Annotated in this window: 10 protein-coding genes; 3 read left to right on the top strand and 7 right to left on the bottom strand. The window is 59.5% G+C overall.

What is annotated here, in order from left to right; translation table 11 throughout:
* Positions 1–82: 82 nt before the first annotated feature.
* Together Q0C28_RS12645 and hemB are read right to left on the bottom strand one after the other, a co-directional pair.
* Positions 83–658, bottom strand: a complete 576-nt coding sequence (locus Q0C28_RS12645; RefSeq protein ID WP_293576319.1) for a YSC84-related protein — start codon at positions 656–658, stop codon at positions 83–85.
* A 375-nt stretch (positions 659–1033) separates the two neighbouring features.
* Positions 1034–2035, bottom strand: coding sequence for a porphobilinogen synthase (hemB, locus tag Q0C28_RS12640; RefSeq protein ID WP_293576317.1), 1002 nt, complete (start codon positions 2033–2035; stop codon positions 1034–1036).
* Between the two features lie 234 nt (positions 2036–2269).
* Between hemB and Q0C28_RS12635 the strand changes: the two genes are divergently transcribed.
* Complete coding sequence (locus Q0C28_RS12635) at positions 2270–2794, top strand: component of SufBCD complex (RefSeq protein WP_293576315.1); 525 nt, start codon at positions 2270–2272, stop codon at positions 2792–2794.
* A gap of 119 nt (positions 2795–2913) precedes the next feature.
* A complete protein-coding gene (mfd, locus tag Q0C28_RS12630) occupies positions 2914–6381 on the top strand; it encodes a transcription-repair coupling factor (RefSeq protein WP_293576313.1) in 3468 nt (1155 codons plus the stop codon).
* Between the two features lie 105 nt (positions 6382–6486).
* Here the strand turns inward: mfd and Q0C28_RS12625 are convergent, their stop codons facing one another.
* The 3 genes from Q0C28_RS12625 to Q0C28_RS12615 form a co-directional block, all read right to left on the bottom strand.
* Positions 6487–7710: a multidrug effflux MFS transporter gene (locus tag Q0C28_RS12625; RefSeq protein ID WP_293576311.1), complete on the bottom strand. Its 1224-nt coding sequence runs from the start codon at positions 7708–7710 to the stop codon at positions 6487–6489.
* Between the two features lie 214 nt (positions 7711–7924).
* A complete protein-coding gene (locus tag Q0C28_RS12620) occupies positions 7925–8578 on the bottom strand; it encodes a DsbA family oxidoreductase (RefSeq protein ID WP_293576309.1) in 654 nt (217 codons plus the stop codon).
* Positions 8575–10242, bottom strand: coding sequence for a class I adenylate-forming enzyme family protein (locus Q0C28_RS12615; protein WP_293576307.1), 1668 nt, complete (start codon positions 10240–10242; stop codon positions 8575–8577). Before Q0C28_RS12615 ends, Q0C28_RS12620 begins: the two co-directional genes overlap by 4 nt.
* Positions 10243–10306: 64 nt before the next feature.
* Here Q0C28_RS12615 and Q0C28_RS12610 point away from each other — a divergent pair, with 64 nt between their 5' ends.
* Complete coding sequence (locus Q0C28_RS12610) at positions 10307–10930, top strand: XRE family transcriptional regulator (RefSeq protein WP_293576305.1); 624 nt, start codon at positions 10307–10309, stop codon at positions 10928–10930.
* Positions 10931–11068: 138 nt separating this feature from the next.
* Here Q0C28_RS12610 and Q0C28_RS12605 read toward each other — a convergent pair whose 3' ends face one another.
* Positions 11069–11299, bottom strand: coding sequence for a hypothetical protein (locus Q0C28_RS12605; protein ID WP_293576303.1), 231 nt, complete (start codon positions 11297–11299; stop codon positions 11069–11071).
* Positions 11300–11686: 387 nt separating this feature from the next.
* The gene (locus tag Q0C28_RS12600; RefSeq protein WP_293576301.1) at positions 11687–13411 is read right to left on the bottom strand and encodes an extracellular solute-binding protein; all 1725 of its coding nucleotides are present in this window, start codon (positions 13409–13411) and stop codon (positions 11687–11689) included.
* Positions 13412–13887: the final 476 nt, after the last annotated feature.

Below are 13887 nucleotides of genomic sequence, written 5' to 3'. Positions count from 1 at the left end.
AACTGGCCTTTCCAATGGAAAGGCCAGGCCTCCGGCGGGGATATTTTTGGCAAGAGGAAAGCGCCCTCGCGGTTGGCGCGCCTCAGGGGATGATGCGGGTGTATTTGGTGCCTTCCAGCGTGGCACCGAGGCGCAGACCTGCCTGACCAAACACTGCCGCCAGGATCGGCGCGTTCAACGTGTTGGTGTCGGCCGCAAGTGAATTGCCATCGTCGCGGATGACATATTCGAGATCCGCACCCGCAGCCCAACCGGAGGAGCGGCGGAAATTGATCAGCGCCTCGCGGGTCATGAAAAACAGAACATGTGCGTATTGCTGGGCACCGATCTGCAGGCCTGCGTTGCCTTTGACAGTGGAGTAATAATCGACTGTTACCCCATCAATTCGCAGCGCGCCGCGGCCAAAAGCGCCACCAACCAGAAAGCCTGCTTCGGTCACCAGCGGCATGACCAGCATCGCGGTCGATTTTTCCGCAAGGGCCACCGCGCCGGGATATTGGCTGTACATCTGGCTGAGAGTGGCATCCACCCGGGCGTCGATTTTGGCGCCGTTGGTGTTGCCGATGCCATTGCCGCAGGCGGCGGTGACACCTGCACCTGCGAGCGCGGTCAGCGCAAAGCTGCGCCGGGTCATACGGGACGAAAAAGAACTGCTCATTTTGCTGTACCTTCTTTGGGTCTTTGTGTCTGCGCGGTCGTCGCCGACCGTGTTTTGCCTGTGCTTACCTGTGGGCGGCAGTATGCCAGAATGATCCGGATTTGTCCCGCGCTGCCCGTTTGTTTGCGATTTTTGGCCGGTTTTCGGACCGTTGCAAGCCTATAGATCCAATGCGAAACACTGTCATCGCGATGGGGCAGCTGATCAGCGGGAACCTGCCAGTATGACCGCGAGGACCAGTGCGAACGCGAGGACCAGTGCCGATAGTATTCCAACGAGGCGGATGGCTGCGCTGCGCAGGTTCGTGACAGGCCGACCCGACACTCAGGTCCCCAATGGGACCTGAGCTATAACGCCTGACACATGCCAGCGGGATCACCCGCCGTTCAGGATCCGGGCGGCTTTGGGCGCATAATAGGTCAGCACCCCGTCGCAGCCCGACCGTTTGAAGGCCATCAGGCTCTCCATCATCACCGCTTCGCCATTGATCCAGCCGTTTTGGGCGGCGGCCTCAATCATCGCGTATTCGCCAGACACCTGATAGGCAAAGGTCGGGGCGCCAAAGGTGCTTTTGACGCGCTGGCAGATGTCCAGATAGGCCTGGCCGGGTTTCACCATCACCATATCTGCGCCTTCGCCCAGATCCCGTTCGATCATGCGCAGGGCCTCGTCGGTATTTCCGGGGTCCATCTGATAGGTTTTCTTGTCGCCTTTCAGCGCGCCAGAGGCCCCCACTGCATCGCGGAACGGGCCGTAATAGGCGGATGCGTATTTCGCCGCATAGGACAGAATGGTGACATGTTGATGGCCCGCGCGCTCCAGCGCGTTGCGCATGGCACCAATGCGGCCATCCATCATGTCCGAGGGGCCGATGATATCCGCGCCTGCATCGGCCTGCGCCAGGGTCATTTTCACCAAAGCCTCGACCGAGGCGTCATTGACGATTTCGCCGTCGACAACATAACCGTCGTGGCCGTTGATGTTGTATGGGTCCAGCGCGACATCGGTCATGATGGCCACATCCGGTGCCGCCGCTTTGATCGCGCGTATGGCGCGGTTGACCAGATTGTCGGGGCTCCAGGCATCGGCGCAATCTTCGGTTTTCAATGCCTGATCAGTGTAAGGGAACAGGCAGATGGCCGGGATGCCAAGCGCCTGGGCTTCGATCGCGGCGCTGACCGCTTTGTCAATGCTGAGCCGATGCACGCCGGGCATGGAGGCAATGGGCTCTTCGACACCGTCGCCTTCGCGCACGAAGATGGGCCAGATCAGATCATCGCTGGTCACTGTGGTTTCCCGCACCAGATTGCGCAGGGCTGGCGCGCGGCGCAGACGGCGGGGGCGGGCGGCAGGGAAGGAAGCGATGGTTGGTTTCATCTCGGTCTCTCGGATCGGTGCTACAAAATCGGTGCTGCAAAGAGGCGTCGGCGGCTGGGCCCACCCGGTACATCCCTTGGGTCGCATGGAATGACAGCCACGACAAGTGACAGATTCGTCGCGTTATCAACACGGTGACATGTTTGGCACGGGCTTGCCCTTGTGCCGGGCGGCGCGGCGGTGGATATAAAGGCGCAACATCGACACCCCAGTCGCCAGAAGAGAGGCCCGCTCGTGGATTTGTTTCACACTCTGACCGAATTGATTGATCTGCGGTCCTTTTCAAATCTCTGGTATTGGATCGCGCTTGCTGTGGTGTGGTCATCGGCCAGCCATTGGGTGCTGGGCGTTCCCTTCGACATGGTGTATCGCGCCCGCAAGAACGGTGAACAGGCGGCAGCGGATCTGGATGCGATCGTGCGGGTCAATGTCAATCGGATGCTGTTCATCCTTGAGGTCTCGGGCCATTGGGTGCTGGCGGCCAGCTGTTTTGTGCTGGTGATGCTGGGCATGTTGGGCTTTGTCTATGGGTTTGAATTTCCGCAGGCGGTGTTTCTTTTGGCCTTTCCGCTGGCGATTGTCGGGCTAATTAACGTGATCTCTGGTTTGCGGGTGCGGCGATTGGCATTGGCGGGGGAGGATCTGTGCCGCCAGCTGACATGGACCCGTTTGTTTGTGCAATTGGTGGGTGTGGTGTCGATTTTTGTTACCGCGCTTTGGGGCATGTACCAGAACCTGCAGATTGGGTTCATCGGCTAGGATCTGGGTGCCTGATGTTGAGCCGCGGACCAGCGTCGACAGCGCCGAGAGCACAGAGCTGAGATCATTGATCTGGGGCCAAGAAACTGGCCGCCGATAAAACGAGAGAGAGACATAAGATGGCGCAACGGGCAATCATCGCAGGCGGCGCACCAGAAGGGTACGACGCCAGGCTGATCCTGAAAGAGCTGGAAACCGCAGCCAGCAGCGTTGTCCATGTCGCCCGTGACGACAAGCGCATGGAGGCGATGCGTGCCGCTTTGGCATTCTTTGCGCCTGACATGCCGGTCATCACCTTTCCCGGCTGGGACTGTTTGCCTTATGATCGGGTGTCGCCCAATGCCGATATTGCGGCCGCGCGTATGGCGACCCTTGCGGCACTGGTGCATCAGATGCCGGGCAAGTTTGTCGTTCTAACCACGCTCAACGCGGCGACACAGCGGGTTCCTGCACGCCGGGTTCTGCAGGATGCGGCCTTCACAGCGCAGGTTGACCACCGCATTGATGAAGGGGCGTTGCGCACGTATTTGACGCGGATGGGTTTCACCAAAAGCCCGACAGTGATGGAGCCGGGTGATTTCGCAGTGCGTGGCGGCATCATCGACATTTTCCCACCCGGCCAAAGTGGACCGGTACGGTTGGATCTGTTTGGCGATGTGCTGGATGGCGCGCGTCGGTTTGACCCGGCCACCCAGCGCACCACCGAAACGCTGGATATCATCGAACTGGCCCCGGTGTCCGAAGTGATCCTGGATGAAGCAGCGATCACCCGGTTCCGCCAGAACTACCGCATCGAATTTGGCGCCGCGGGCACCGATGATCCGCTCTATGAGGCCGTGTCAGCCGGGCGCAAATACCAGGGCCTGGAACATTGGATGCCGTTTTTCCATGATGGTCTGGAAACTCTGTTTGAGTATCTGCCAGAGGCCACGATCACGCTGGATGATCAGGTGGACGCGGCGCGGCTGGCCCGTTGGGACAGTATCGAAGACCAATATGAAACCCGCAAACACGCCCTGGCACAAAAGGGGCGTATGGATACGGTTTACAAGCCGATCCCGCCGCAGTTGCTGTATCTGGATGATGCGGCCTGGTCGGACGCTGTCGCGCACCACCGGGTGTTGCAGTTCCATCCGCTTCCGCAGGCGACGGGACCTGGCGTGATCGACGCAGGCGGGCGGATCGGGCGCAACTTTGCGCCCGAGCGGCAGCTGGAAAACGTAAGCCTGTTCAAGACACTTGCAGATCACATCAAAGCGCGTCTTCAGGTCGGCCCTGTTGTGGTTGCCTCCTACTCCGAAGGTGCGCGAGAACGCCTGACAGGGTTGATCGAAGATGAGGGCCTGGCCGAGGTCATTGCCGTCAAGGATGCGTCGCGGATCGGGAAATCCGGCCTGCATCTGACCGTTTGGGCGCTGGAACATGGGTTTGAAACGCCCGATCTGACCGTGATCTCTGAGCAGGATGTTCTGGGCGATCGCCTGATCCGGGCTCCGAAGAAGCGGCGCAAGGCCGAGAACTTTCTGACCGAGACACAGTCGCTCAGCCCCGGGGATTTGGTGGTGCATGTGGACCATGGCATCGGCCGCTACAAGGGGCTGGAGGTGGTCACTGCGGCAGGCGCGGCACATGAATGTATCCTGTTGGAATACGCCGAGCAGGCGAAACTGTATCTGCCGGTCGAAAACATCGAACTGCTGTCCAAATATGGCCATGACGAGGGTCTGCTGGATCGGCTTGGTGGTGGCGCATGGCAGGCTAAGAAAGCGAAGCTGAAAGAGCGCATTCGCGAGATGGCCGACCGCCTGATCCGCGTCGCGGCAGAACGCGCGCTGCGCAAGGCACCGATCATGGATCCACCGCCCCATGCCTGGGAGGAGTTTTCTGCGCGCTTCCCCTATCAGGAGACGGATGATCAGCTGCGCGCCATCACCGAGGTGATGGAGGATTTGCAGTCCGGCACACCAATGGATCGTCTGATCTGCGGCGATGTCGGATTTGGCAAAACCGAGGTGGCGATGCGCGCGGCCTTTGTGGCGGCGATGTCGGGGGTGCAGGTGGCCGTTGTGGCGCCAACCACATTGCTGGCACGCCAACATGCGGCGGGGTTCGCCCAACGGTTCCGGGGATTCCCGCTGGAGGTGCGGCAACTGTCGCGCTTTGCCACCGCGAAAGAGGCTGCAAAAACCCGCGAAGGTTTGAGCAGGGGCACCGTCGATATCGTTGTCGGCACCCATGCGCTGCTGGCCAAATCCGTGAAGTTTCAGAACCTCGGCCTCCTGATCATCGACGAAGAACAGCATTTCGGGGTGGCGCATAAGGAACGCCTGAAACAGATGCGCAGCGACATTCACGTCCTGACGCTTACGGCGACGCCCATTCCGCGGACCCTTCAGTTGAGCCTGACCGGGGTGCGGGATCTGTCGATCATAGGCACGCCGCCGGTCGACCGTCTCGCCATTCGCACCTATGTGAGCGAGTTTGACGCCGTCACCGTGCGCGAGGCCCTGCTGCGCGAACATTATCGCGGTGGGCAGAGCTTCTATGTGGTGCCACGGATCAGCGATCTGGCAGAGATTGAGGCATTCCTGCAGGAACAGCTGCCCGAGCTCAGCTACATCGTGGCCCATGGCCAATTGTCCGCCGGTGAGCTGGATGAGCGGATGAACGCGTTTTATGACGGCAAATACGATGTGCTGCTGGCGACCACGATTGTGGAATCCGGGCTGGATATTCCATCGGCAAACACGATGGTGGTGCATCGAGCGGATATGTTCGGCCTGTCCCAGCTCTATCAAATTCGTGGACGGGTCGGCCGTTCCAAAACCCGCGCTTATGCGTATCTGACCACAAAACCGCGCGTTCGGTTGACGCCGGGTGCGGAAAAACGACTGCGGGTTCTTGGCTCGCTCGACACATTGGGGGCCGGGTTCTCGCTCGCCTCGCAGGATTTGGATATTCGCGGGGCGGGCAACCTCCTTGGGGAGGAGCAATCCGGCCAGATGCGCGATGTGGGCTACGAGCTGTATCAGTCTATGCTGGAGGAGGCGATTGCCAAGATCAAATCCGGCGAGCTGGAGGGGCTGACAGCAGCAGATGATCAATGGGCACCGCAGATCAATCTGGGCGTGCCGGTTCTGATCCCAGAGACCTATGTGCCTGATCTGGACGTGCGTCTTGGGCTTTATCGACGGCTGTCGGATCTCACGACGAAGGTCGAGCTGGAAGGCTTTGCCGCCGAATTGATCGACCGCTTCGGGGCGCTGCCCAAAGAGGTCAACACATTGTTGTTGGTGGTGCGGATCAAGGCGATGTGCAAACGCGCAGGTATCGCAAAGCTGGATGGCGGCCCAAAGGGCGCGACCTTGCAGTTCCACAACGACAAATTCGCGTCGCCGCAGGGATTGGTGGAATTCATCCAGGCGCAGGACGGTTTGGCCAAGGTGAAGGACAACAAAATCGTTGTGCGCCGCGACTGGAAGAAAGACAGCGACAAGATCAAAGGCGCCTTTGCGATTGCCCGTGATCTGGCGGAAAAAGTGGTCGCAGAGCGCAAAAAAGCAAAGGCCAAGGCCAAAGCGGGCTGAGGCTCGATCCTGCCAATAGTAAACGCCGCGCTTGGGTTCTGATGGCCAAAGCGCGGCGTTTTCCTACTTTTACGTCCGGTTGAACCGGCTGAGACTGAGCGCGGCCTAGGACGTGGCGAGCCGGCTTTCGATGCGCGCCATGTGCATCATCAGCCCAAATCCCGCGACCGACAGCAGCAAGATGCCACCCGCCAAAGGCACGAGAGAGCCGTCAAACAATAGCCCCACAAGGGCCGCCATCGCGGCTGCGAACACGGTTGAAATCCCGCCCATCACCGATGCTGCCAATCCTGCGATATGGCCCATCGGCTCCATCGCCATGGCGTTCAGGTTGCCGAGGGTCAAACCCGCCATGAAAAATACGCTGGTCTGCCAGCTGACAAACAGGGCAAACATCACCGTATCCGACAGGGCGTACCCGCTCATCAGAAGCATCGTGGCAGATAGAACAATCTGCCCGGCCAAGGCCGTTGTCACCATGCGGCGCATGCCAAGACGCACCACGACAGAGGCGTTGATCAGGCTGCTGGCCCCCGACATCAAAGCCACAAAGCCAAACCAGAACGGGAAACTGTCGGCCCGGTCGAAGACCTCATCAAAGATCGGCTGAACCAGTGTGATCATGCAAAACAGCATGGCAAGACAGGTGCCCTGGACCATGATCGACAGGCGCACCGTTGGATGTTGGATCATTTCGCGCAGTGCACTGACCAGATGGGGCAGGCGAAATGGCCGCCGGTCCTCTGGCGCCAGGGGTTCTGGCAGGCGCAGGCTCATCCAGCTGATCATGATGATCGCAAAGACCGCAAAGGCCAGGAAGATCCCTCGCCAGCCTGTCAGTGCAATGATGCCTGCGCCGATCATTGGCGCAATCGCCGGGACAAGGGTGAAGATCATCATCGCAATCGACATCATGCGTGCCATTTCGCGTCCGGAATACAGATCACGCACGATGGCCAGTGCAACCACCCGCGGCCCTGCCACACCTAGACCCATCAGGATACGACTGATCAGCAGCATCTCCATCGACGTGCTGGCCCAGGCGATCAAAGTGGCGGCGATATAGAGCAAGGTTGCCACCAGGATCACGGTTTTGCGCCCGAAGGCGTCCGACAGCGGCCCGGTGAAGAAAGTGCCGATCCCCATGCCAAGGGCAAAACTGGCGATGACCAATTGGGCTTGGTTTGGTGCATCTGGGCTCAGGCTTTGGCCGATTTCCGGCAACGCGGGCAGCATCGCATCGATCGAAAATGCGATCGTTGCAAACATCATTGCGATCAAAGCAATAAACTCCGCCTTTGACATGGCGGGTTTTGAAATCTGTGTCATTTGAAACCTCATGCGACACTTCAGGAGACCCGGTGATCGGGGGCTATCTGGGTGTCGACATGTCCGGCGCTAACACATCTTGGCGGATGCGACCAGTGGCGCAGATGCACATTGGTCTGTGCATCTGCTGGGGTCCTGGCATTTGCGGGTTTCTCTTCCTCTCGACTTCTGCCGATGTGGACCTCGCAGCTGTGTCTGGCACGTTGGCTTGGGATCAGTTGCCGTTGTCCGCCAACTGGCTGCGAATGTCGGCGATCACCTGCGCCCAAAGATCGGGCTGCTGGGCACCGGGCACAGCGTGCTGGTTGGCGATGATGAAGGTCGGCACCGAGCTGACCCCCATTTCGCGCGAATGGGCGTCCCGGTTCTTGATATCGTCAATTTCCGTGTCGCCCGCCAGCAGGCGCAGCGTCACATCCCGGTCCATCCCGGCGCCTGCTGCGATATCTGCGAGGATGTCTTTGTCGCCGATATCTTTGGCATCGACAAAATAGGCCTGGAACAGCGCATCGACCACGTCGTTCTGTTTGCCTTCGATGCCGGCCCAGTGGATCAACCGATGGGCATCCAGCGTGTTGGGCGTGCGCTGCATCGCTTCGAAATTGATCGAAAGACCCGCTTTTTCCGCATGTTCAACGACCGGTGCATAGGCGCGCACGGCGCCGTCCTTGCCGCCGAATTTACCCTCCAGATAGGCGCGACGATCCATACCCTCGCGCGGCATATCGGGGTTCAGCTGGAATGGATGCCATTCGATCACAAACGGATGGTCACCGGCTTCGGCCAGGGCCTTGTCGAGATGGGTTTTGCCGATATAGCACCAGGGGCAGATCGGGTCTGACAGAATATCAAGCTTTACAACGCTCATGTCGGGGTCCTTTGCGAAGACGAGAGGAATAGCGCAGGCAGGGCGCGGCGTAGCAGTTTGCCGTTTGGGCCGGTCGGCAGAGCCGGAACACGCAGATAGGCGCGCGGCTGCTTGTACCGCGCCAGATTGGCATTTGCAAAATCTGCCAGACGGCCTTTGGTCACATCTTCGCCATCAGGCCCGGCAGTGTGATCGTCATCCGCGGTGAAGAAGGCCACGATGATGCGGGTGTCTTCTTTGATCTCGACCTGGGCCACGGCGATGCTCTGCAGACCGGGGCAGCCCTGCAAAACGCGCTCCACCTCTTGTGGTGAGACGCGAAACCCACCGGCATTCATCATGTCATCTTCGCGGCCGAGATAGGTGATCTGGCCGTCCTCTGCCATCTGGCCACGATCCCCGCTGACAAACCAATCGGTCGCGATAGGCGTGGGGGCGGAGGTTTTGGCGTCAAAATACCCCAGCATCAGGCCCGGATCCGTGGCAGCGACCGCAATGGTGCCCGCTGTCCCGGCTGGCGTCGGGGCACCATCTGCATCCAAAATGGCCACACGGCGGCCCTGTTGCGGCCATCCCAGCGCGCCGGCCGTTACCATGCGGCCTGGGCGCGCAGACAAGAAGGTCGAGCATTCCGACATGCCAAAGGCTTCGTAGATGGCGCAGTTGGTGATATCGCGCCAGCGCTGCGCCAGTGTCTCGGATAGTTTTTCCCCAGCGCTGAGGCCGTGGCGCAAATGAGGCAGGTCAGGCCACTGTGTGGCCTGTAGGGCCTTGCGATAAACACCTGGAGCAGCAGCAAAAAGCGTGGCCTCACTTGCGGACAGGCAGTCTGGCAAATGGGCCGGGTTCAGACCTGCTTGCGGGATCACCGCGGTGGCGCCAACGCTCCAGGGGTCCATCAGGCCGGTGCCAAGCGTGAAGGTCCAGTTGAACGCCCCGGCATGCAGCAAACGGTCTGTGGGGCGCAGATCATACCAATCCCGGATCATCATCTGGCGCGCCCAGATTGCGCGATGGGCATGTACAACCGCGCGCGGACGCCCGCTGGTGCCCGAGGTGTAGACCAGATAGGCAGGGCGATCTGGATTGGCGTGTTTAAAATCGCAAGGCGGCAGGTCGCGCATGGCCCGCAGCTGTTCAAGCGGGATCTGCCGCGGATGGGGCGGGCAGGGCACATCATCAGCGCAAAGGACAGCGACAGGCGCGAGTTCGTCGAAAATACGCTGCACTTCGGGCTCTGTGAGTTGGGCAGATGTCGGCACCGGAAGAGCCCCGATGGCAATCGCCCCGAGATACGCAATTGGAAAGTCGACGGTATTCCCCAGTCGCAACAGAACCCGGTCGCCTGCCGTGACCCCAGCCTGACGCAGACCCGTTCCCGTGGCGCGCACCGCCTGTCGCAGCGCGCCATAGGTTAGCGTGGTGTCTGGTTCGGCCAGTCCGTTTTGTGTTGTTCCGGCCTGTTTTGTTCCGATTTGTTGAACTGCCACCTTGCTATCTGGGGCGGTCGCTGTGGTCTGACCCGTTTCTTCGCCCGTTTCCGGACCTGTGCGCGGCACAGTCATCGCCAAGGCCTTCGCGGCGCCTTGATACAGCACATATTCCGCAAGATTGAACGGATCGGGACAGGGGGGATGGGCGCCGGTGTCGAACAGGGAAATCATCTGATCTGGCTATCGCGACAAAGGCCACGTTGCAAGATTGCTCGCCGCGGCCTATAGGGAGATCATGACAGAACGAGACCCAAAATCGCTCATCACCATTGCCCGGGCTTCTGGCGAAGATGTGGACGCCGAACCTTTGGATCTGGGCGCGCGGGTGCGCGAGCTGCGCAAGGCCCACGACTGGACGCTCGAATATGCGGCCAATCAGGCAGGGTTGGCCCGCTCCACGCTTTCGAAGATTGAAAATGGCCAGATGTCACCGACTTACGAGGCTTTGAAGAAGCTGGCGGTTGGTCTGCAGATTTCTGTGCCACAGCTGTTTATCCAGCCGCAGCGCGATCAGGTGAACGGGCGTCTTACGGTTACCAAAACTGGTCAGGGCTCTGCCCACGCCACCGCAACTTACGAACATGAGCTGCTTGCGGACAGTCTGACGCGCAAACAGATGTTGCCCTATCGTGCGCGGGTGCGCGCCCGCGCGATGGAGGAGTTCGAAGGCTGGGTGCGCCATGATGGCGAAGAGTTTCTCTATGTGCTGACGGGGGTCGTGCGGCTTTATACCGAGTTCTACGAGCCGATCGAAATGCGGCGTGGCGACAGCGCCTATTATGACGCAGCCATGGGCCATAACGTGGTGTCGCTGAGCGATGAAGACGCCACCATCCTTTGGGTGACGTCGCTACAGTAAATTGGGCTGAGCCGTCCCCACAGGACCCCGGTGGGACTCTGGCAGGACATGGCCTCGGGTCTATAGCCTGCCGAAGGGCAACCTGTGTGGATTTGTTCCCCTTGGCGCTGGCGGCCTTTCCGGGGACAATCGGCCGGATTATACCGCCTGTTGTTCCAGTTCCCGGTGCAGGCTCTCTGTATAGAGGAAATCATCGACCTCCTCACGCGCTTCTGTGAGGGTCAGGTGATGGGTCTGCGCAAGGTAGGCAACAAAGTCATCTTTGTGATCGATGAGCGACGGGGCCTTGCGGGTTTCGAGATGCGGAAACCGTTGTTTGATACGGGGCATCCTGTCGAACCAGCAGGCACGGGCTGTCTGAACAGGCATGGGGGGCTCCCTTATGTCAGATTGGCATAGTTTTTTTCTCGGTCGTGTTTTCGGACCTACAAATTAGCATTAATTGGAAAACAAACCAATCTGAGCCGCTGGGTTCCGCAGATCGGGCCGCTGGCCGTGCTGGAACCTTTCTGGCAGAGAATGGGTTTTTGGCTGCAAATTCAAAGCTTCACCCAGCGCCGTTCAAACGCGCTGGGTGGCAAAGTTTTGCGAAGAATTTACGGTAATTCCGGCGAAAACACGCTCATTCAGCGGCAAACAACCGCGTCAACACAAGATGCGCCACGCCCACTGCGATCAGCTGCATGATCGAAATCGGACCAATTTGCACCCTCAATGGGTGAAGCGGGCTGCATCACGGTCGCTATGTGGTGGGCTTCACTGCTCGTCGTACCACCACACCTCTGGCATGAAGGCGATGCCGTCGCCGCTGATGGGCAGCCGCTCTGGTCTGCGCATTTCCTTGATATGGGCGATGCGGCCTTCAGCGTATTGCCAGATCGGCACCACGTAGCGACCGGCTGTCAACAGCCGGTCCAGCGCGCGGGTGGCGGCGATGAAGTCTTCCTGACTCACGGATGTCAGCATTGCATCAATCATCGCATCCACTGCTGGATCGGCAATGCCCATCAGATTGCGCGAGCGTTCGACCTCTGCTGCGTCGCTGCACCAATAGAGATACTGTTCGTTGCCAGGGCTGAGCGACAGGGCACGGCGAAAGAAGGTGAGGTTAAAATCGAAACTGGCCTGGCGTTCGACAAACTGCGCGCTGTCCACGATGTCGGCGCGCAGGGTTATGCCCAGGCGCTCCAATGCGCGGGCGTATATTTCCACCACGGCACGCATTTCGCCTTCGCCCAGATTGCCGGGGGTCAGCAGTACATCCAGTTCCATGGCCGCGCCTGAGGCATTGCGCATCACCCCGTCCACCACGGTCCACCCGGCCTCTGCCATCAGCTTGGTCGCGCGGCGCAGGTTTTTGCGGTTGCGTTCGGTGCCATCGCTGGCGGGCAGCGCATAGCCCTCAAGCGTGCCGGGCAGAAGATCGGCGGCAAAGGGGGCCAACAGGTCGCGCACCTTACCCTCGGCAGGTCCTGGCCGCATGGCGAGATATGAGTTGGAGAAATAGGAGGTGATCCGGGGTTGATTGCCGCCGGTCAAAGCATCGTTCATGTATTCAAAGTTAAACGCCTGGATCAGCGCCTCGCGGACGCGCCAATCATTCAGCGGCGCGCGGCGGGTGTTCATTCCCAAACCGGTCATGCCGGAGGGTTTACCGTTGGGAATGGTGGATTTCACCACATCGCCGCTGGCCACGGCAGGGAAATCATAGGCTTTGTCCCATTTGGCTGCGTTGAATTCCCGGATGGCGGAGATTTCGCCTGCCTTGAAAGCCTCCAGCAGGACGGTTTGGTCGCCGTAGTAATCCAACCTGATTTCGTCAAAGTTGTTGGTGCCGCGTCGCAGGGGCAGATCCTGGGCCCAATAATCCGGGTTGCGGGCAAAGGTGACAAAGCGGCCTGGTTCAAAATCCTGCACCACATAGGGTCCGCTGCCGATGGGGGGCTGATCCAATGCTGCCTCGCCAAAGTCTTTGCCGTCCCACTGCGATTTCTTCAGGATCGGGCGCAAGCCCGCGATCAGGGCCAGTTCCCGGTTGTCCTGATTGAAGGTGATGCGGAGGCTGCGCGGCCCGGTCTGGGTGATGCTGTCGATCTGTTGGCCAAACCGGCGGTAGCGCACGTGACCTTCGCTGGCGAGCGTTTCGTAGGACCAGATCACGTCCTCGACGGTGACCGGGCTGCCATCGGAAAATCGGGCTTCTGGGCGCAGGGTGAACTCAACCCAAGTGCGATTCGCTGGAACCTCAATGGACTCGGCGAGCAAGCCATAAAGGGTAAAAGCCTCGTCTTGCGAGCGCCCCATCAGGCTCTCATAGCCCCAAAACCGCATCTGCCAGGGAGCGCTGCCTTTGGGGGCAAACGGGTTCAGCGAGTTGAAGGCACCGGTATTGCCAAAAACGACACGGCCCCCTTTGGGCGCATCAGGGTTTGCATAAGGTAAAGACACAAAATCCGGTGGTAGGGCAGGGTCCCCATACATAGCTATGCCATGCGATGATTCTGCGGCGGCGAAATTCCCACTTGCAAGAAGCGTGATTCCCGTCATCATCGATCGAACTGTAGATAAAAAAATTGGCTGCACTTGACCGGCCTTCCCGCTCTGCCCTTATTTTCATGATTGCCGACGCTAACGGCGCTCAGACGTCATTTCAAACTTTTAGCTTGGATGCAGCCGAGAAATTGCTTATAACAGTGTCACTGCTCGATAGGTTTCTTGCCTGTATGAAACCTGCCTCAATAACTCAACGCCCGCTTCGTGCGGGCGTTTTTTTGTTGTGTAATGCTGTGCTGTAACCCTGCGATATGGCGCATTTGTTTAATGCATTGAGCCCTTATGTTGAGGCATATCCTGCATCGCAGAAGTAGTTGTAGCATTCGTCTGGGGTGAAGAGGTCGCAGACTTCGGCAAGCGCGTCGAACATCTGGTCGAAGGTTCTGGCTCCGATACGCCTGAGA

It is taken from the genome of Phaeobacter sp., assembly GCF_022825805.1.
In the GTDB taxonomy this organism is placed as follows: Bacteria; Pseudomonadota; Alphaproteobacteria; order Rhodobacterales; family Rhodobacteraceae; genus Phaeobacter.
The sequence above is the reverse complement of the archived record's forward strand: the minus strand, read 5'-3'. Positions and strand labels throughout refer to the sequence as shown.